This window comes from Hoyosella rhizosphaerae (genome assembly GCF_014643175.1).
In the GTDB taxonomy this organism is placed as follows: domain Bacteria; phylum Actinomycetota; class Actinomycetes; order Mycobacteriales; family Mycobacteriaceae; genus Lolliginicoccus; species Lolliginicoccus rhizosphaerae.
The window spans coordinates 737283-754500 of sequence record NZ_BMJH01000001.1 but is presented as its reverse complement, the minus strand read 5'-3'; the positions used below and the strand labels follow the sequence as shown (position 1 = coordinate 754500).

The following is a 17218-nucleotide window of genomic DNA, read 5'->3' as shown; positions in this document are numbered from 1 at the left end:
AATTGTCAGTATTGGCAAGACTAAGGAGCGGTGATGCCACCTCCACAACTTGGTGATGTAACTCCCGAAACATGGGTCCGCACCCGCTGCGAATCGCGGACCCTCCCCGCACTTGTGGGCCCACTCGACGACGGCGTAGCGCTCTACATTGCGGCAGGCCGACTGCCGCAACCTACCCGCGACACGCTCGTGCGACGGCTTCGCAACGGTGCGGAGTTTCCGGCGCTAAGTAGTTTGAGTGCGCAGGGTGGTTTGAGTGCGCAGGGTGGTTTTAGCGAACTGCGCAATTTGTGCGACCGGCGCGACGCCACCAACGACAGGATCGCAGAACTACCCCAAGGGCCAGCGAAACAGCTTCTTATCAGGCGGGCCCGATCATTAACTGCCAAACTGCGCCGCCTGCGCTCAGATTTCACGATGTCGCGAGAGCACTTCAGCAGCAAAGTCAGCACGATTCGTAAAGAACGCAAAGCTGGCATCTACCTCGACGTAGGCGAACGAGACGCCCTGTTCGATGCCCTCTGTCGCACCCCAGCACCGCAGAGTCACACCGACATCACTGGCGTAGTCACCCACGCAATGCGAAATGCACTTCACGATCGGGCGCAACGATGGGAGCAATCGGTTCGGTTAGAAGTAGTCGGAAAGGCACTCCTAGATCGCCTCGGAGGTGAAGCCGATACAACACTGGTCTTCACCACCAAGTACGACGCTGTGTTGTATCTCGCCGGGGTTTTATGCAATGACATCAGCCGTTCGCGTGCCTGGCAATCCGAGGTCCTCGCATCTCAGCGCACGCACGTCGACCTTGCTGAAGAACTCACCAACATCGCCGTCGACACGATTGCCCTCGAAGGAATAGTTGCGGACAGCGAAACAGCGCTACTGTCCGCAACTACAAGTGCGCAGCGGGCGGCGATCCGTACTCGAGACGACTCAATCGCTGCTGTCTGGGACCAGATTGTCAATAGGGTTGCTGCGCTGATGCGCATTGATCTCACCGTGTCACGTATGGAGGAGCAATTCCGCTACCTCGAGGCAGATAGGGCCGAACAGCACCTTGATGCTCGCCTCGACGAACTGTTGTCGACTTCCGGGGTACGCGAAATATCCACCGACAACATACGACTAGTGGACGAGCAGGTCAGTAGCAGTGACGAAATTCTGCTCCGCTACCAGCACATGCTGTTTGGTGACATCACAACACTACGAGGCCGTGACAGGTGAGCGATCTGCATTAGTGCGCGAGTAGAGGTCGGCGAATGACAACCGCAGCTTGTCGGCATAGGACTCGGCATCCGGCAGCAAGTCCCGGTCCGCGGCAACTGAGATGAACACAGTGTCACCGATGGAGGTGATCTCGTGTTTCATCCCGACTCCACTGTTCATCGGGAGCAGCGTGTACGTTTCGCGAACCCTCTCGCCCTGGAAGTAGAGCTCCTTAACTCCACGCGGCATGTTTGTTGCCACCGTGCTGAGGTTGACTGTCGAAGATTGTGACTGCGTGGACTTCATTTCTGCGGTGACAATCGGTTTCAGCATGAATGGGGGGAGCTTGATCACCATGCTCGCAATTTCGGCGGCACTGAACTTTTCAGCGCGACGCTTTTCATGGCCGGATGACGTGCGGATGGCTGCTAACCTCTCCACCGGATCAGCGATGGTGTTGTGCAGAATGACCGACAGTCCGGTGACCTTGTTAATTCCTTCTTCTACAGCATCGCCGTGTAGTGACTTTGGAACACCGCAGATCAAATCCTCCGTCGGAATTTCGTCATTCTCGACTAGAAACTTGCGCAGGGCTCCTGATATGACCGCCAGTGCGACATCGTTGATGGTGGCGCCAGGAGCAAGTTGCCTGCATCGAGCAACGTCCGCAAAAGGCAATGCGATCCCAGTGAAGTTATGTAGCGAACTAGTTGTGTCATTGAGGACCGTTCGAGCCGACTTGGTAGGACGCGGCACGATGGCACCCTCCGCAACCGCCGACACCAGTTTGCGGTTCAGTCGCACTGTCTTGGTTAAGTCACGTGCAAAGGCGGCGGCTTTGCCGGGAGAGCTTGCGACAACCTTGCCAAGAACGCGCAAGGGGCCAGCTGGCTGTGTATGAGTCGCCGGAGTGTCGGCTGCGATAGGGGACAGACCGGTATTTGGATTGGTATCGAACAGTCGCAAGGAAAACTGCACCAACCCAAGGCCGTCCAGCGCGACGTGGTGGACTTTGACTATCACAATCGAGGCTCCAACAGGGAATCGTTCACATGGCGCTACCCCGTGGCGGATGTGTACCTCCCACGTAGGACGTGAAAAGTCCATCGGTTTGTCGAAGATGCTGGTGATGTCGTCGCACGCATCGCGCCACGTGCCGCGCCCCGACACCACTCCTGTGCTGACATGGTTCTCGACCGCGAACTCTGGGTCCCTCACCCAAAACGGATTACCGAGAGCAGCGGGAACATTCTGAAGACGAGCACAGTATGTGGGCGAATTGCGAAGACGCGCCTCGACCAGTGCCGTAAGTTCGTCGGCGCTGGTCGAGGTGAGCGGGTCAACAAAATACACGCTCATGAGGTTGTGATGATGGCCTGACCCTTCAAGGTGAAGCATGATTGCACTTGTCGGATCGAGTTGGCGCATCCTAGAACCTTTCGTTAGCAATGCTCGTCAGGTCTTTCACGATGTGGCCAAGCGTAATGCGCCCTCTGCCAACGACAATGCTTCCTGGACATCCGTTGTGGTAACGCGACTATCTGTTATGTCAGCGCGTTCATCTCGTGTGTTAATCGAGATAACAAACCTGTCGCCCTCCGGGGTTTCAACAAGATACGACAACGCGAGTATGCCTGGTTCGGAGCCACCTTTGAACCACACGGTCGGAAATTCCTCGCGGTCAAGGCCTATGCCGCCGTCGTTTTGCGACAGGGCCCTATCCACCATTTCGGAGTCTCGCTGCGAAAGGCCGACATATGCGGCACACACATCCTCAGCGGAGCCAAACCACTCAATAGAGTCGATGTGCCGCGGCGTTGTCCAATCCTGGGCCTCAGACAGCGGGGGCAATTGCGTTTCACTGAGGGTCGTGGCGAGAAAATCGCGACGTTGATCTGCATCGAGTCCGACGAACTCGTCGGCAAGGGACGGATAGTCAACTGCTTTCAAGATGAACATGTCTCGCGTCGTAAGCAACGGCTGGTTACGTTCAGCGTTACGCGACGATGCGGCAATCGAATCCTCGACGGCCTCCGCGCCGACGAGATCAATAAGCATGTCGGTCGCCGTGTTGTCGCTGAGTGCCATCATCAGTTCAACAGATTCGCCGACACTGACCTCAGTGCCAGCTTGCTCATCTTGGAGAATGCCAGTCGGCCAGCTCTTCAACTCATCAGTGACAGCCATGGTCGTTTCCCACTCGATGTCGCCACGTTCTACAGCCCCGGCAACCGCATCGAGGACATAAAGCTTGAAGACGGATGCGATGGGCATGACGTCGTCGCCCCGCTTTTCACGCACAGGAACGCACATGCCATCGCCATCAACGGAAGCGACAACGAATGTTGAATCGGGCGCAAGTGCATCAAGGCGGTCATCGAACTCATCCCAAGATTCGGGGGAGTCGGGACGCTCAGGGCCAGCGGGCGTCAAGGTCAGGCCGGAGATGTCATTGTTCTCATCAACTGACATCGCCAAATTCAAGCGTTCTTCGCCCGCGGTGACGATCAGCATCATCTCGAACTCGTCAGCACGCTCGATTGATACCGGGTTGAGTCGACCGAAATCGAGCAGACTGTTGTTGATGTCGTCAACAGGTACCTGCGACAAAAACTCCTCAGTGAATCGAGACGACAGCAACTCCTCGGACAGCGGCGCCTGCGGCACAGCCGAAATGAACCACGCCATCTGACGGCCCACAGGGGTGTCGGGTAGATCAATACCAAATTCTTCAGCGAATGAACCGTCCGCGACGCCGTCCGTCGAGTCATTGGTGCCGCATGCGCCGAGGGATAAACCCAGAACTGCAGCTGTTGACAGTGCGATGGCGGGGACTGCGGCAGAGCGCAAGGACATAGACGTAAGTCGCATCCCTCTTTACTACCTTGTCTCACCGCAGTTAGGCGAAGTTGCGGAGATCTCGTTACTGTGTCGTGGTTCCAGCCCGCGGCTCACCCAGCGTAGAGGTCGTTTTCTCAGTGACGTCGAGCTAAATCCTAGTAAGGGCCCACACCGAGGAACGCCAGGAGCGCAGGCGTGCCCACTTTTGACGCCAATGTGACCGCGGTGGCACCAGAAAAAAGTACTGGCTCTCCAACGCGAAAGACGACGTTGGTGTCATCGGTTGTCATACCTGCCTCGCAATTTATCGGATATCCAAAGTCTTGCTAGTCTGTCTTATTACCCCTTCAGGTTGTCATCAATAGGGCTCCCACCTGGTGCATCAGCGGTTTCGCCCCTCACCTGGTTGTCGGCTTTTCTTAGGTTGCGGCAGAAAGTTTTTCGCCAAGTGGTAGCGCATAGCCCATGGATGTGGTCTACTTAAGTCCGGTCGTAGTTTTCGGTGTTCGTTACAAACGTGCTCGAGATCGAAGTTGCGGTCGTAGAGCATTGGGTAACCACTGCGTGCGATCACAACCGGCTGGATGGGCTGGAACGTCTACCCATCATTTCCGGTAAGAGAAAGAAGTAACATGGCGCAGGGCACTGTCAAATGGTTCAACTCCGAGAAGGGCTTCGGCTTCATCGCCCCCGAAGATGGATCGGCTGACGTATTCGTCCACTACTCCGAGATTCAGACGAACGGCTTCCGTTCGCTTGAGGAGAACCAGCGAGTTGAGTTTGAGATCGGCCAGAGCCCCAAGGGCCAGCAGGCCATCGCGGTTCGCCCAGTCTGAGTCAATCAGTCTTGAGGTAAAACTCGCTTAAACATTGTGGCCCTCCACCTTACGGTGGGGGGCCACAGTGCTGTTTGTGGGTTGTTTCGGTTTTGGCGGGTGGTGGGTTTGGCGGACTGTGGGTTTGGCGGACTGTGGGTTTGGCAGGTTCAAAGGAACCTACATTTCGAACATTAAAGGGTCTAAATGCAGGATCCTTTGGTTCTTATTAGCCGAAATCGGTGTATAGCGGTGGCGGGTTGGGTGGTTAGTTGGTCGGGGCTGCCTCCCCTTCCGTTTCGGATTCGGTTGCCGCCTTCCCAGCTGAATGCGTCGTTTCGTTCTTGACGAGTTTGCGACCAACTGCACCACACGACAGCGAATTCCGATGACATGACACCGAATATTCATTCAAAGCATGTTCACACCACTGTCAGGGAAAGTCAGACGCCAGATATCGGGGATACACCACTCCGGCTATTAACCCTGAAAGCCCCCTGGACCGCATGGCCGATGGAAACTTGTGGTGAGTTGACCACATGTGGTGTAGAAAAATCACCATAAGTTGGGTCGACCAGCAGTGTTTTGCCGCTATTGCGCAGTGTTGCGCGTTACGTGGGTTTGGCGGGTTCGAAGGAACCTACATTTCGAACATTAAAGGGTCTAAATGCAGGATCCTTTGGTGTTGCCGAAAACCAGCACCCAGGTCCGCCACCTCTATCTTCAACGCGATAACATCAATATCTGAACATCTGTACAGATGAGAGGGTATCTATTGGTCGCCGACTCACGCCTTCGCCGCAACGTATCCGCCGTAATCGCTGTCGTCGCGGCCTTGTCGCTAGCTACGTCGGCTTGCTCGAATCCCAGCGCCGAATCATCCGCTGATGGCATTGTGCTCGCGGACGGACATCAACTCGGTGGTTTCAACCCTGTTGCCGGGTACGGGCCCGCGGGTGAGGCAAAAATGTTTGACGGCCTTTTGCGGTTGAGCAGCGGCGAGGGGATACCGAATCTAGTTCCGGCGTTGGCAGCGGATGACCCAACGCCAAATACCGACGCCACGGAGTGGACCGTCACGCTTCGTGAGGGTGTGCTGTTCCACGACGGATCTGAGTTCACAGCCCGCGACGTGGTGGCAACCTATGACGCAATTCTGGACCCTGCCTCGGCATCGGAGGCCCGGTCGTCATTCGAAATGATTCGAACCGTGGAAGCAGTCGACGACACGACTGTTCGCTTCGTTCTCGATTATCCGTATGCGGCGTTGCCGACAAAGATGCTGATAGGCATCGTTCCCTCGCACACAGTTGCAGAACCAGGGCTCGCAACTGAATCGCCACTCAACACCACGCCCATCGGCACAGGGCCCTACAAATTGTCGAGATTGTCTCCACACCGGGCGGTGCTAGAAGCAAATAATGACTACTGGGACGGCGAACCTGAGGTTAGCTCCCTGACATTGCTGTATGTCCCCGATGACAACACGCGTGCTCAGCGGATGGCGTCGGGAGAACTTGATGGCACCACCCTCCCGCCGCAACTTGCGAACACTTTCGCCAATCGGGATGGCATGAGCGTGTACTCACACTCCTCCGCAGACTGGCGTGGAGTGTCCATGCCTTCGGACCACCCTGTGACAGGTGATGCAGCTATTCGTCTTGCGCTCAACCGCGCAACGAATCGAAATGTCATGGTAGACAATGTGCTTGCAGGCTTCGGTCGCCCCGCGCACACACCATTTCCGCCAGATTTTGGTGCCTTCCACAATCCCGACGCAGTGTTTAACTTCGATCAGGCCGAGGCCCGCAACATTCTTGATGACGCCGGATGGATCGAGGAGTCCGACGGTATCCGTGTGCGCGACGGCCAGCGAGCGGAATTCACCGTTATGTACAACTCGGTGGACACTGTTCGTAGGGATCTAGCCCAGGCATTCGCATCCGACGCCCTCGCGATTGGTGTGGAGGTGAATCTTGAAGCGTTGTCGTGGGACAGGATCACCCCACGGATCGAACAGGATGCGATCCTTCTTGGCGGCGGTGACGAACCGTTCGACCCCGATACTCAGGGCTATAAGACGCTGCATTCACAGTATCTCGACTCCGGTGTGGGCAGTGTGTTCGACAATGCGAGCCGCCACGCAAACCCCAGCATCGACGAAGCACTCGACGTCGCCCGTCGCAGCATTGACGAGCAGGAACGTGCCGAACAATATCGAGCTGTACAGGAGGCGTACATTGACGATCCGAGCTATGTGTTCCTCACGTTCCTTGATCACACCTACGTCGCCAAGGACAGCGACTGGACCATGTCTGGGCCGATACTGGAACCGCACTCGCACGGGGTGACGTGGGGACCTTGGTGGTCAGTGCAAACGTGGACGCGTGACTAATGAGCGCTCACCCGGATTTGCACAACCGACTTGAGGCCGGGCCAACCAGTGCGCAGGCCGTGGGCGCCCATGCTCGCCGGGTGCGGCGTCGCTACCACGATCGCGGTTTGGGCGGCATGATTTTTTGGCGGTTGGTCATGCTTCCGCCGGTGTTCATCGTTGTTTCTGCCGGTCTGTTTGCTGCGGCTGCATTGTCGCCGTTTGATCCTCTTGTTGGCTACCTCGGGTCCCGCTACATGACCACCACGGAGGCCGACAAGTTCCTCATTGCTGAACAACTCGGGCTGGATACGCCCTGGTACGTCGTGTACGGGAGTTGGGTGCAGGGACTGTTTACCGGTGATCTTGGGATGTCGCGCAGCTTCAGCCAACCTGTGGTTGACGTTCTCGCGGAACGTATTCCGTGGACAATACTGCTTGTTGGTGTCGCGATGACTGTGGCCGTGATGTTGTCGTTGATTGTCGGCATTTGGTGTGGGATGCACCGCGGTGGGCGAATCGATCAGGCAATTGCGGCGTTGGCGATCATCCTGCAAGGGATCCCGCCATTTGTCCTGTCACTTGTTGCGATTGGTGTTTTTGCCCTCGCGTTGGGATGGTTACCGCCAGCGGGGCTCACCGATGCGGGCGCTGACCCGACCGTGGCTCAGGTGGCTCGGCATCTCATTCTTCCTGCAGGGGTTTTGGCTATATCGCAAATGCCGTGGTTGCTTCTGGCGGTACGTGAGTCGATTTCGACTAATAGGGGCGAGGATTTCGTTGCGGGAGCAGTCGCGCGGGGACTCAGTGAACGCGATATCACCCGGAAGCATATTGTGCCGACTTCTCTGGCCCCGTTCGTCACCATTGTCGGCGTGAGGTTGCCGGAAATCGTGGTGGGCGCTGTTCTAGTGGAGGAGATCTTTTCCTGGCCCGGTGTTGCCGGGGCGCTTGTCACCGCTGCGCACAACTTAGATATGCCGTTGTTGGCCATTTTGACGGTGGGAACGACTCTGGCAGGGCTTCTCGGTTCGTTGCTCGCCGATGTTGCGTACGTTCTTCTTGACCCGAGGGTAGAAGCCGATGGCTAACAAGAAGTTCGTCGTCGCATGTGGGGTGCTGGGCCTCGTAATCGCCTATGCGCTACTCGTTCCCTGGCTGACGGACGTCAATGACCGGGTGACAAACTTTGCGGTAGCCCGACAACCACCGTCGAGTGAATACCTGTTTGGCACCGACTCAGCGGGGCGCGATCTGTTTGTGCGTATCGCGTCGGCAATCCGTACGTCGTTGCTGGTTGCTCTTGCGTCCGCGCTGCTTGCCACGATCATTGGTGTACTCGTCGGCACCACCTCAGCTATCGCCGGGGGATGGTACGACCGGGTCGTCATGCGACTTGCCGATGCCGCAAACGCGCTCCCGCATCTGCTGCTCGGCATCGTCATTGTGGCGATGTTCAGGGGCAATGTCGTCGCCATTATCCTTTCGATTGGCCTCACGCACTGGGTTCAAGTGGCGCGTATTGTGCGCAGTGAGACGGTGAGCCTGCGGGAACGCGACTACATCAGTGCGGCGCGACTCGCTGGGGCGCCGAGACGCCACATTCTGTTGCATCACATCGTGCCCGCAACCGCACCGCAAGCGCTGATCGCGGTGATTCTGCTGCTTCCCCATGCGGTGTGGCACGAGTCGACGCTGTCATTTCTTGGGTTCGGCCTCGCGCCGCATGAACCAAGCTTGGGAACATTGCTGGAGGAGGCGCGCAGCTCGCTGCTCCTCGGTGGCTGGTGGACGTTAGTTTTCCCCGCCGGAGTCCTCGTCCTCACCACGGTTTCCGTAGCAATTGCCGGTTCGCATTTACGGACCATGCTCATCCCACCCATTCCGTCGAAGGTACCGACATGACCACCATCGCGAGCACCCCTCTACACGTCACGCCGGTGGTCGGAACTGGGCTGTCGATCGATGCGTTGACCGTGCGTATTCCGTGGCGTCGAGGTCGGACGGTTCATGCTGTCACCGACGTCAGTATTCGGATCGAGCCAGGAACGATTACGGCGCTGGTGGGGGAGTCAGGGTGCGGGAAATCAGTCGTCGCGCTGGCTGCCATGGGCCTCCTTCCGCCGTCTGCGCGCATTGGTGGCCGCATTACGGTCGGCGATAATGGGCGCATCGTTGATCTGCTTCACACTGCGGAGAGTTTTCGAGGCAGAACAATCGGTATGGTGCCGCAGTCACCGTCGACCCACTTCACCCCGGTGCACACCGTGGGCGCACAAATCGCCGAAACCATTCGTGCCGTCGGGTCACCATATTCGGTGTCGGAACTGATCCGCCGCGTCGATTTCCCCGCCGAAGCACTCGACCGGTACCCGCACGAACTGTCTGGCGGGATGGTGCAGCGTGCGGCCATAGCCGCAGCCATCGCCGCCGACCCACCGGTGGTGATAGCCGACGAACCAACCGCACATCTCGATCAACAACACACAGACACTGTCCTGGCCCTGCTCCGAGGATGCGCCAAACGAGGCAGCGCCGTGCTGCTGATTACGCACGATATTGGGGCTTTGCTCCGCACATCGATCGCCGACCGGATCGCCGTGATGTATGCCTCCCGCATCATGGAAGAAGGCCCCGCCGAGCATGTGCTGGAAGACCCGTGGCACGACTACACCGCCGACCTGCTCAACGCCCTACCCGAACGGGGCCTGCACCCAATCCCAGGGATGCCACCAGAACTAACAAACCTCGGCGACGATTGTGTTTACCACCTGCGCAGGCCCGAAACTCAACACTTGGGTGGTCCGACGATGCTTGTGACGCGTGAGAATCGCACGGTAAGAACCCGGAGGCCGTGATGCTCTCCGCCCGAAACATCACAGTGCGATACGGCGCAAACACTGTTCTGAGCGACGCCGATTTTGACCTTAAAAGGGGAGAAATCGTTGGCCTCACCGGTGAATCCGGAAGCGGTAAAACCACTCTCGCGCGCGTATTGACCGGTTTGACCACTCCCCAAAACGGCACCGTTACCATCGCGGGGCAGCACCTTAAGTCGGCACCGCGCGGCCACACTGCGCTGATCTTTCAATCCCCCCGCAATGCCACAAACCCGCGCCACACACTCGCGCGCGTCATCTCAGAACCCGCCCGCCTCCGCGGCACATCCTCGCCTGACGACACCACCCGCCTCGCCGAAGCCGTCGGCCTCACGCAAGACCTGCTCGAGAGACGACCACACGAAGTAAGTGACGGCCAACTTCAACGCGCCTGCGTAGCCCGAGCCTTCGCCCAGCAACCACAATTTGTTGTCTGTGACGAAGCCACCGCAATGCTCGACGCCGCCACCACTGCAGCAATAGTGCGCGCACTCGTCCACCACGGCACCACACACAACGTGGGTGTCCTGCTTATCAGCCACGACAACGCACTACTGCGAGCCTGCACGAGCCGCATCGAAACACTAGCGGTCGTGGACTAAGTGAGCCTGTATGAATACCGATACCAAGGTCCACTCACATGCTCCGTTGAGTAATCCCCATATCGTTGGTGAGGTTCTCCGTCGGGTGAAAATACCCACCCAACCTCTGTGAGAAGCAGTGTCTCGCGGGCGTCGACAAAAAACACATTGCCGTTAAGGTCGTACGCCCGAGCTACGTCGAACCGTCCGATACGGAACCCACCACGTTCGGTTCGTCCAGGTTCGCCAAGAAGATCTACCGCAATAGTCGTGAACTCTTGCCGATGATTCTCGAAACTAGGGCGGCTACCGAAAGCTGCACCAACTCCGATAACAACAATCAGTGGCCACACGACCACCCTCCACCGCAGTGCCTGGCGTGTTCTTAGCAGTCGCACCATATCGATTGCCCACGCCAGAGCGGTCGCTAATAGAACCAGAACCGCAACCAACGCTGCCGCGTACCAGAGGGATCCTCGCGGCCACCAATGACCGACCGCCGCTACCAAAAGCGCCAAGGCAATTGCGGTGACTGCGAAAAGGATTGGCCCGCCAGGAAAGAACTTCTTGCGGGGGCGCGAGTCCATAGTCGCCTCCTTTGAACGGTTCATGGCGTGACGCTAGAGAACTGGTACACAACCACCGACACGAGGGCAATCCACGTCACCGCACCAAGTAAGAAAGACCAGGCCAATAGGGAAAATTGTGGAAACCATAACTTGATTGCTGCTGCAATTGCGACACAAGCAAGTGTTGAAATCCCAAACACCGAATACCACGAAGTCTGCATGCCGAGTTCGTAAAGTGCGCGTGCGCTAAGTGCCCAACTGGACGCGCCCGCGACAAATCCGATCAGAACCTGCAGAGTACGCGCGAATGTGGACTTCGAGAGTCCCAGTTGCTTACTGACTTCGCCCATACCGCGTGACCCGCCGATCCAGATGTCTTGATAAGTCCCGCCAGCTCTGCGCAGACAATCGGTGCTAGACGGTTTATAGGAGCAGAATACAGAGTAGAGCAGGTTCGAGAGGAGTCGTCGATGGCGGACTGGGGGAAGGCCAAGCACGCTATGTTCGCGCGCCACAGCAATCCGTGGAGCATGTGGTCGAGGTGGGCGAGCACACCGCTGGTGCTCGTCCCGTTGTGGCGGCGTAGTAGGCGCGACGCCGCCCTGGTGACCCTATGGATGGCAATTAACCCGGTGGTGTTCGGTAAACCCGCGCACGACAGGGCCTGGTCGACGCGGGCGGCGCTAGGTGAGGAGCAGTGGATCGCCAAGAGGCCGATGGACACCGCGATGGCGGTCAACGTCGGCGCGACTGCCGCCTTGATCGCTGCGATGGTCGCCGCCCATCAGCGCCGCGCAGTACCAGCTGCAGCAGCGATAGCGCTGGAGATGGGGCTGCTGATGGTGTATTGGGAACTGATGGTTCGCTATTACGACCGCAACGGTGGCGTGAGTCGAGCACCCTGATCATCACGCCCATTACCAACGCAAAAGCACCCGGCGTTGGCGCGCGCGAGTGCCTTTTCGGGCGCTTTCTCGATAGGTGCCAATCCGCTGCGCGTTGTGTGCACAAACGTGCAGTTTCGCGGTGGTTGAAACGCTAGTTTGTGCACACGACTGAAATGCAGCCCAGCGCCCACAGCGTCCGCAGGTCCGACCAATTTGTATCGTTCCGTCACTTTTTTGTGCTGAGTAAAATATTAATCGGGTGTTAGTTACCCATGATTGCGGACAGGGCCTGTGTGCCCCCTTGCTTTGCGGACGTGCAGGCCCAGCAAGGAGAAACAGATGAATATCAGCGTTCGGCGCACTCTGAGCGGACTGTGCGCGGGTGCTCTCATTGGTGGAGCCAGCATTCTTGGTATGGGCGCGACAGCATCGGCCGCCCCGGCTCCAACACCAGCGTCGCATGCGACGTGTACTGCTTACCCAGTTTTTGGGACTGGAGCGTTTTCACAATGTGCAGTCCCGACTGCCGTGCATCGTGTCACCGTGAGGTGTGTTGCCTGGTGGGCTCCGTGGTTGACGTATGACCGGCACGGGCCCTATGTGAGTGGATGGCAGCAGTCGTGGACGAGTTGCGACGCACCATTTACGTTGCGCGGGTGGGGAGTACAGGGTTTGCATTAAGCATTGCTGACTTTTAGGTCAGACTTGGGAGGTGGCGACGAATCAGAACAAAACAGTTCCCAATAGCAACAGTGTTGATGACTTCATTGCCGCATTACCTGATGAGCGGCGCCGTGGTGAGGCGCGTGAGCTTGTCGAGTTGATGCAGGCGCGCACTGGTTGTGTGCCGACCATGTGGGGTGAAAGCATCGTCGGTTTTGGTTCTTACCACTACAAGAGTGGAAGTGGGCGGGAGGGCGATTTTTTCCCTATCGGGTTCTCGCCCCGCAAGGCCGCGATCTCGCTGTATGTGTATGGCTACAACGAGTCGCGGTCTGAACTTCTTGCCCGTCTCGGTCCACACCGGACGGGCAGAAGTTGCATTTATGTCACCAGGCTCAACGCCATTGATCGTGACGCACTTGCTGACCTGATTGACGACGGGTTGTCGCAGGTCCGTTCGGATTGGCCCTAGAGGCCTTAGAGGCCTTAGAGGCCTTAGAGGTAGACCATTTCGGCGTCACCCTTGGTGAGGACTCGTGTGCCGTTCTTTTCGATCACGAATGTCTGACTTAGGCCAACGCCTGCCTTACCGATGGAGCGGAATGACCCTGGCATGTGGAAGACCATGCCTTCACGCAAGGGTTCAGGGTTGTCGATTGTGATGTTGAAGGGCACGCTGTCCATCCAGTGTGGTGGGTGAGCTAATCCGACGGGGTAGCCGAATAGTTCGTGAAACACCACGCCTTCGGGTAGCGGGCCGAGTTGTTTGGTTACGGTGCGTGCCACTTCGTCGCATGGCATCCCGGCTTTGGCGGTGCTGAGGACACCTTCGACTGCTGTGCGTGAGAGTTCACTTAGTGTCTGCACCAGTGGGGAGGCTTTGCCACGGCAGAACGTCCGCATGATGGGTGCGTGGTAGCGGTTGTGTGTTCCGGCGAATTCGATAAATGTGGCGCCCTCGGCGAGTGGGAGTCCGCGCCAGGTGGAGTGCGGAATTCCGGCGCGGTTGCCGGTGGCGACAACGACTTGCCATGCAGACCGCGATGTTGCCTGTTCAACCAGACCAGCGCTGATGGCTGCTGCAACTGTGGCATCTGTGGCGCCGGGTTCGGCGGCGGCTGCGAGTCCTGCCTGCACGCCGCGTTCGGTGGATTCGCCTGCGATTTCGACGCACCGAATTTCGTCTTCTGACATAACGATGCGAACGGCATCAACTAGGTCGGATCCTGGTACGACGACACTGTCCGCGTCCCGCAGGACGTCCACAATCTCGACTGGGGTACGTGAATCGGCGCCCACCCGCCCGGCCTTGATCTTGTGGGCAACAAACTCAGCAACAGCAGCGTAGGCAGTGTGCGCTGTGGCGTACCGGAAGAAGCGCACCTCGGGGGCGAGGGAGCTTGCCACCGCTCGTCCTACCTCGAAATCAGGCACAAATAGCACAAGTTCGTCCTGGGTGATCAGGACTGGTTGCGGGATTGTTTCCGCTGAGAAGTATCCGCAGATGTATTCCACGGCGGATGGCCGTGACACCACGAGTCCGTCGAGACCGTTGTTGAGCATTGCGGAGCGCACGTTGGTTAACCGACGGGCATACTCCGCGGCGCTGAACGCTGGCGGCTCGGCCGAGGCAACTGCTGCCACTCGGTCAGGGTCTGACAACCATCCCGGCGGTGTGCATCCAGCTAAAGATTCGAGCCGAGGAGACTTCGCCGCATCTGGGTTCGCATCTGGGTTCGCACTCATACTCCGACCATACGTGCGAACAATCAGATGTGCCCGCCGTAGAGAAGATTTTTAGAAGTTTCTGTAGTGCATCGTCTCTCGTCGTGATGGACTGCGAAGATAGAAGTTTGGTTTAGCCCACAAGGGAGTAGCGATGCCTCGGGAGTTGGAACGGGCCGACACGGTTAGTTTCCTCATTGAGCAATGGGGCACTCTCGGCCAATTATTAGACACTCTGACTGATGATGAGTGGGCGGCGGAATCCGTCCTTCCCGGTTGGTCGGTCCACGACATCGTGTCGCATGTTGTGGGCACCGAACTGCTGTTGCTTGGGTCGGATTTGCCGACGGTAGATTTTGATGTGCGTGAACTTGAGTATGTTCGCAATGATCTCGCCGGGATTAACGAGCGGTGGGTCCAACACTTCCGAGATAAGTCGCCGACCGAGATGCGGATGTTGTTCGCAGAGACGATGGACCGTCGCGCTGAAGCTTTGAAGGCTATGACGATCGAGGAGTGGTATGCCCCGACGATAGGGCCCGCTGGGCCTACGGAGTATGGAAAGTTCATGCTCATGCGCTTGTTCGACTGCTGGGTGCATGAACTGGACATTCGTGACAGTGTCGATAAGCCTGGCGACGAGAGTGGCCCACGTGCGGAGGCGGCGTTCGGGACCATCGTTAATTCTTTGGGGTACATCGTGGGGCGGCGGGCGCATGCGCCTGAAGGGTCGGTCGTGGAGTTCGACTTCACGGGGCCCATCGAATTTACGACATACGTTGGCGTGCAGGAGAAGGCACGCGTACTTGACAAGGCACCGGAGGAGAAACCAACAACCATCGTTCGGATCAGTTCGTCATTGTTTGTTCGTCTCGCCTGCGGCCGTGTTGACCCAGAGCAAGTGTGGGACGATGTGGAATTGCTTCGTGATCAGGGGCTTGGGGCGGCGATCATCCGCAACCTGAACTATGTTCCGTGAATTAGCCTGTAACTCTCGTGTCACCGAGCTAGGTGGCGGGATATTACGAGTCGCTGAATTTGGTTTGTTCCTTCGAAAATTTGCATGATCTTGGCTTCTCGCATGTACCGCTCGACTGGATACTCGGTGGTGTATCCGTACCCACCAAATACCTGAACTGCGTCGGTAGTTACTTTCATGGCGGCGTCGGTGGCGATCAATTTGGCGACGCTGGCCTGCCGCGAGTAGGGAAGCCCGGCATCGCGTCGTCGGGCCGCGTCTATGTAGGTGGCGCGCGCGGATTCGACGGCGGCCGCCATGTCGGCGAGTAAAAAACCAAGACCTTGGTGGTCGATTATTTTCTTGCCAAAGGTGTGGCGTTCTTTGGCGTAGGCGACGGCGTCGTCGAGTGCGCGTTGCGCAAGTCCGGTGGCGACAGCTGCGATTCCGAGGCGGCCGGAGTCCAGTGCACTGAATGCGATTGCTAGACCCTCGCCTTCGTCGCCGATCCGCTGCTCATCGGCGATGAAGGCATTGTCGTAGTAGGCGGCGGTGGTGGGAATGGCCCGCAGTCCCAGCTTTTCCTCGGGTTTCCCGAATGAAAGCCCTTCTGTGTCTGCGGGGACGACGAAGCAACTGATGCCGCGTTGACCGGTCCCAGTCCGGGCGAAGAGAGTGTAGAAGTCGGCGCGACCGCCGTGGGTGATCCACGCTTTGCTGCCGTTGATGCGGTAGCCACCGTCGATTGGTGTTGCTGCGCATCGGAGCGCTGCGGCGTCGGAACCTGCCTGAGGTTCAGACAGGCTGTAGGCGCCAATGTGGTTGCCACCGAGCATTCTGGGAAGCCATTGTTGTTGCTGCTCGTCTGTCCCGTATGCGGACATGGCGTAGCAGGATAGGGAGTGCACGCTGACGGCTACTGCAACGGCGGCCCATTGAGCACCGAGTTCCTCGAGGACTTGGAGGTACACCTCGTAGGACTGTCCGCCGCCACCTTGCTCTTCGGGGTACGGGAGGCTCAGAAGTCCGAGTTCGCCAAGCGTGCCAAACAGGCCTTCTGGGTACTCCTGGTGCTTCTCGCAGTCGACCACGCGGGGGTCGAGTTCTTTAGCGCACACGTCGCGCACCATGTCGATGAGGTCGCGGGCTTCGCGTGTGGGCAGCAAGCGGTCAACAGGCATTCCAACTCCAAACCATCTGAGGCAGTGTGTCCACTCTAATGGTGTTGGTGCGAGCCGTTCGCCCCAGTCCTGTGCGGGTCAGTCTTGTTCGATGCGGACCTGAGGGTAGAAGGCAACGTGGTCTTTGATGTTGGCCGCTGCGCTGTGGGGCGTCGGGTAATACCACCCGAGGTTTGTTCCTGTACTGCCGTCGACCACTATGTCGTAGTAGTGAGCGGTGCCTTTCCAGTGGCACACCGTGGTGTGCGTACTGTCGCGCAGCAGTTCACGTTTGACCGACTCGGGCGGAAAGTAGTGGTTTCCCTCCACTTTCACTGTTGATTCGGCCTCGGCGATCACTGTGTCGTTCCAGACTGCCCGGATCATGGTGTGCCTTTCGTGGGTAGTTGATAGGTGCAACACCATCGGAGAACTGAAATGTTCCCGATCACGAAATAGGGCTCCGGGTTTCGTTAAACGTGATGTGCCACACAACCTTTCGGTTCTGGAGTCACTTTTGTCGGTCCTGTCGTGTATGTCGTTGTGTAACAGAGCTT

The 17218-nt window shown here is 57.9% G+C and carries 18 protein-coding genes; 11 read left to right on the top strand and 7 right to left on the bottom strand.

Going from position 1 to position 17218, the window contains the following annotated elements:
* Positions 1 to 33: 33 nt before the first annotated feature.
* Positions 34 to 1227, top strand: coding sequence for a hypothetical protein (locus IEW73_RS03505; protein WP_188670716.1), 1194 nt, complete (start codon positions 34 to 36; stop codon positions 1225 to 1227).
* On the opposite strand, the gene IEW73_RS03500 is transcribed toward IEW73_RS03505, so the two are convergent.
* From IEW73_RS03500 to IEW73_RS16620, 3 genes are all read right to left on the bottom strand, one after another.
* A complete protein-coding gene (locus IEW73_RS03500) occupies positions 1207 to 2637 on the bottom strand; it encodes a wax ester/triacylglycerol synthase domain-containing protein (RefSeq protein ID WP_188670714.1) in 1431 nt (476 codons plus the stop codon). The genes IEW73_RS03505 and IEW73_RS03500 overlap by 21 nt on opposite strands.
* Before the next feature lie 36 nt (positions 2638 to 2673).
* Positions 2674 to 4080, bottom strand: coding sequence for a serine hydrolase (locus tag IEW73_RS03495; RefSeq protein WP_188670712.1), 1407 nt, complete (start codon positions 4078 to 4080; stop codon positions 2674 to 2676).
* Positions 4081 to 4205: 125 nt separating this feature from the next.
* Entirely contained in the window at positions 4206 to 4340 is a 135-nt protein-coding gene (locus IEW73_RS16620) for a hypothetical protein (protein ID WP_268236256.1), read from the bottom strand.
* 342 nt (positions 4341 to 4682) lie between these two features.
* Between IEW73_RS16620 and IEW73_RS03490 the strand changes: the two genes are divergently transcribed.
* The 6 genes from IEW73_RS03490 to IEW73_RS03465 all read left to right on the top strand — a co-directional run bounded on the left by IEW73_RS03490 (position 4683) and on the right by IEW73_RS03465 (position 10720).
* Positions 4683 to 4886, top strand: coding sequence for a cold-shock protein (locus tag IEW73_RS03490; RefSeq protein ID WP_188670710.1), 204 nt, complete (start codon positions 4683 to 4685; stop codon positions 4884 to 4886).
* 739 nt (positions 4887 to 5625) lie between these two features.
* Positions 5626 to 7260, top strand: a complete 1635-nt coding sequence (locus IEW73_RS03485) for an ABC transporter substrate-binding protein (RefSeq protein ID WP_188670708.1) — start codon at positions 5626 to 5628, stop codon at positions 7258 to 7260.
* A gap of 116 nt (positions 7261 to 7376) precedes the next feature.
* Positions 7377 to 8330: an ABC transporter permease gene (locus IEW73_RS03480; RefSeq protein ID WP_188672830.1), complete on the top strand. Its 954-nt coding sequence runs from the start codon at positions 7377 to 7379 to the stop codon at positions 8328 to 8330.
* Positions 8323 to 9144: an ABC transporter permease gene (locus tag IEW73_RS03475; RefSeq protein ID WP_188670707.1), complete on the top strand. Its 822-nt coding sequence runs from the start codon at positions 8323 to 8325 to the stop codon at positions 9142 to 9144. Before IEW73_RS03480 ends, IEW73_RS03475 begins: the two co-directional genes overlap by 8 nt.
* Entirely contained in the window at positions 9141 to 10097 is a 957-nt protein-coding gene (locus IEW73_RS03470) for an ATP-binding cassette domain-containing protein (RefSeq protein ID WP_188670705.1), read from the top strand. Before IEW73_RS03475 ends, IEW73_RS03470 begins: the two co-directional genes overlap by 4 nt.
* The gene (locus IEW73_RS03465; protein WP_188670703.1) at positions 10097 to 10720 is read left to right on the top strand and encodes an ABC transporter ATP-binding protein; all 624 of its coding nucleotides are present in this window, start codon (positions 10097 to 10099) and stop codon (positions 10718 to 10720) included. The genes IEW73_RS03470 and IEW73_RS03465 overlap by 1 nt, the downstream gene beginning before the upstream one ends.
* Here IEW73_RS03465 and IEW73_RS03460 read toward each other — a convergent pair.
* On the bottom strand, positions 10717 to 11286 hold the full coding sequence (locus tag IEW73_RS03460) for a hypothetical protein (protein ID WP_188670701.1): 570 nt from the start codon (positions 11284 to 11286) through the stop codon (positions 10717 to 10719). The genes IEW73_RS03465 and IEW73_RS03460 overlap by 4 nt on opposite strands.
* 452 nt (positions 11287 to 11738) lie before the next feature.
* On the opposite strand from IEW73_RS03460, the gene IEW73_RS03455 reads away from it, so the two are divergent.
* The 3 genes from IEW73_RS03455 to IEW73_RS03445 all read left to right on the top strand — a co-directional run bounded on the left by IEW73_RS03455 (position 11739) and on the right by IEW73_RS03445 (position 13290).
* Positions 11739 to 12173, top strand: a complete 435-nt coding sequence (locus IEW73_RS03455; RefSeq protein ID WP_229675714.1) for a DUF6653 family protein — start codon at positions 11739 to 11741, stop codon at positions 12171 to 12173.
* Between the two features lie 321 nt (positions 12174 to 12494).
* Positions 12495 to 12836: a hypothetical protein gene (locus IEW73_RS03450; protein WP_188670699.1), complete on the top strand. Its 342-nt coding sequence runs from the start codon at positions 12495 to 12497 to the stop codon at positions 12834 to 12836.
* A 31-nt stretch (positions 12837 to 12867) separates the two neighbouring features.
* Positions 12868 to 13290, top strand: coding sequence for a DUF1801 domain-containing protein (locus IEW73_RS03445; RefSeq protein WP_188670698.1), 423 nt, complete (start codon positions 12868 to 12870; stop codon positions 13288 to 13290).
* A gap of 23 nt (positions 13291 to 13313) precedes the next feature.
* Here the strand turns inward: IEW73_RS03445 and IEW73_RS03440 are convergent, their stop codons facing one another.
* Entirely contained in the window at positions 13314 to 14564 is a 1251-nt protein-coding gene (locus IEW73_RS03440) for a M24 family metallopeptidase (protein WP_188670695.1), read from the bottom strand.
* Between the two features lie 133 nt (positions 14565 to 14697).
* Between IEW73_RS03440 and IEW73_RS03435 the strand changes: the two genes are divergently transcribed.
* Positions 14698 to 15522: a maleylpyruvate isomerase family mycothiol-dependent enzyme gene (locus IEW73_RS03435; RefSeq protein WP_188670693.1), complete on the top strand. Its 825-nt coding sequence runs from the start codon at positions 14698 to 14700 to the stop codon at positions 15520 to 15522.
* A gap of 20 nt (positions 15523 to 15542) precedes the next feature.
* Here IEW73_RS03435 and IEW73_RS03430 read toward each other — a convergent pair whose 3' ends face one another.
* Both IEW73_RS03430 and IEW73_RS03425 read right to left on the bottom strand, forming a co-directional pair.
* Complete coding sequence (locus IEW73_RS03430) at positions 15543 to 16682, bottom strand: acyl-CoA dehydrogenase family protein (RefSeq protein WP_188670691.1); 1140 nt, start codon at positions 16680 to 16682, stop codon at positions 15543 to 15545.
* 78 nt (positions 16683 to 16760) lie between these two features.
* Positions 16761 to 17048: a DUF427 domain-containing protein gene (locus tag IEW73_RS03425; RefSeq protein WP_188670689.1), complete on the bottom strand. Its 288-nt coding sequence runs from the start codon at positions 17046 to 17048 to the stop codon at positions 16761 to 16763.
* Between the last annotated feature and the right edge of the window lie 170 nt (positions 17049 to 17218).

What these genes read in the sequence shown, in the direction of transcription:
- IEW73_RS03505 (WP_188670716.1), top strand. Translation starts at nt 34, where the DNA reads ATGCCACCTCCACAACTTGGTGATGTAACTCCCGAAACATGGGTCCGC.
- IEW73_RS03500 (WP_188670714.1), bottom strand. Translation starts at nt 2,637, where the DNA reads ATGCGCCAACTCGATCCGACAAGTGCAATCATGCTTCACCTTGAAGGG.
- IEW73_RS03495 (WP_188670712.1), bottom strand. Translation starts at nt 4,080, where the DNA reads ATGCGACTTACGTCTATGTCCTTGCGCTCTGCCGCAGTCCCCGCCATC.
- IEW73_RS16620 (WP_268236256.1), bottom strand. Translation starts at nt 4,340, where the DNA reads ATGACAACCGATGACACCAACGTCGTCTTTCGCGTTGGAGAGCCAGTA.
- IEW73_RS03490 (WP_188670710.1), top strand. Translation starts at nt 4,683, where the DNA reads ATGGCGCAGGGCACTGTCAAATGGTTCAACTCCGAGAAGGGCTTCGGC.
- IEW73_RS03485 (WP_188670708.1), top strand. Translation starts at nt 5,626, where the DNA reads ATGAGAGGGTATCTATTGGTCGCCGACTCACGCCTTCGCCGCAACGTA.
- IEW73_RS03480 (WP_188672830.1), top strand. Translation starts at nt 7,377, where the DNA reads ATGATTTTTTGGCGGTTGGTCATGCTTCCGCCGGTGTTCATCGTTGTT.
- IEW73_RS03475 (WP_188670707.1), top strand. Translation starts at nt 8,323, where the DNA reads ATGGCTAACAAGAAGTTCGTCGTCGCATGTGGGGTGCTGGGCCTCGTA.
- IEW73_RS03470 (WP_188670705.1), top strand. Translation starts at nt 9,141, where the DNA reads ATGACCACCATCGCGAGCACCCCTCTACACGTCACGCCGGTGGTCGGA.
- IEW73_RS03465 (WP_188670703.1), top strand. Translation starts at nt 10,097, where the DNA reads ATGCTCTCCGCCCGAAACATCACAGTGCGATACGGCGCAAACACTGTT.
- IEW73_RS03460 (WP_188670701.1), bottom strand. Translation starts at nt 11,286, where the DNA reads ATGGACTCGCGCCCCCGCAAGAAGTTCTTTCCTGGCGGGCCAATCCTT.
- IEW73_RS03455 (WP_229675714.1), top strand. Translation starts at nt 11,739, where the DNA reads ATGGCGGACTGGGGGAAGGCCAAGCACGCTATGTTCGCGCGCCACAGC.
- IEW73_RS03450 (WP_188670699.1), top strand. Translation starts at nt 12,495, where the DNA reads ATGAATATCAGCGTTCGGCGCACTCTGAGCGGACTGTGCGCGGGTGCT.
- IEW73_RS03440 (WP_188670695.1), bottom strand. Translation starts at nt 14,564, where the DNA reads ATGAGTGCGAACCCAGATGCGAACCCAGATGCGGCGAAGTCTCCTCGG.
- IEW73_RS03435 (WP_188670693.1), top strand. Translation starts at nt 14,698, where the DNA reads ATGCCTCGGGAGTTGGAACGGGCCGACACGGTTAGTTTCCTCATTGAG.
- IEW73_RS03430 (WP_188670691.1), bottom strand. Translation starts at nt 16,682, where the DNA reads ATGCCTGTTGACCGCTTGCTGCCCACACGCGAAGCCCGCGACCTCATC.
- IEW73_RS03425 (WP_188670689.1), bottom strand. Translation starts at nt 17,048, where the DNA reads ATGATCCGGGCAGTCTGGAACGACACAGTGATCGCCGAGGCCGAATCA.